Here is a 586-nt window from a genome sequence, read left to right as displayed (position 1 = left end):
GTATAGCTCTCAGACTTGGCGTTTAGTTCCAATTTCCTCAAGTAAATTTTACTTAGCAAATATTTCTTCTGCTATTGTTAATGGACTTTACTTGGTATTAATTCAAATTGGAATGGGAATTGTTACATTTTTACCGGCATTCTTAAGTAAAGATGTTAGAACTAATATTTGGGAAATTAACCGGGCCCTTGCTAAAGAAACTCATGCGGGCGACTTTTGGCAAAAATTTTCTGATGCTTTTCCAATTGGAGAAATACTAAGTGCATTTTTAGCCTTTATATTATTTGCAATTTTGGTTTATAGCATTGTGACTTTGCTCAATCTATCAAGTAGAACCATTACTGACTTTCTTCCTGATAAGCATAGTAAATTAATTCGTTTTGTCATTATGATTATTTTGATCTTTGTCTTTATTGTTTTGACCAGTAATCTAGGAAGTTTATTAAATCAAGTCCGTTGGGGTGACACTACTAATAGTCTAATGTCATTTATAGAGAATAATTTAGTCTTGTCGTTTATTGATATTATTTTAGGATCAATTAATGTTTGGCTTTTAAAGAACTTCCACGAAGGAAGGTAAGAATAT

Annotated in this window: 1 protein-coding gene; it reads left to right on the top strand. The window is 31.2% G+C overall.

Annotated features, from left to right (window positions below; all coding sequences use genetic code 11):
* The coding region (locus H9644_RS21440; RefSeq protein WP_191776502.1) for an ABC transporter permease at positions 1–580 on the top strand (580 nt) is incomplete at its 5' end.
* Positions 581–586 lie beyond the last annotated feature (6 nt).

It is taken from the genome of Escherichia whittamii (assembly GCF_014836715.1).
GTDB lineage: Bacteria > Pseudomonadota > Gammaproteobacteria > Enterobacterales > Enterobacteriaceae > Escherichia > Escherichia whittamii.
Note: the sequence above shows the minus strand (reverse complement) of the source record. Positions and strands in the feature narration are given on the sequence as shown.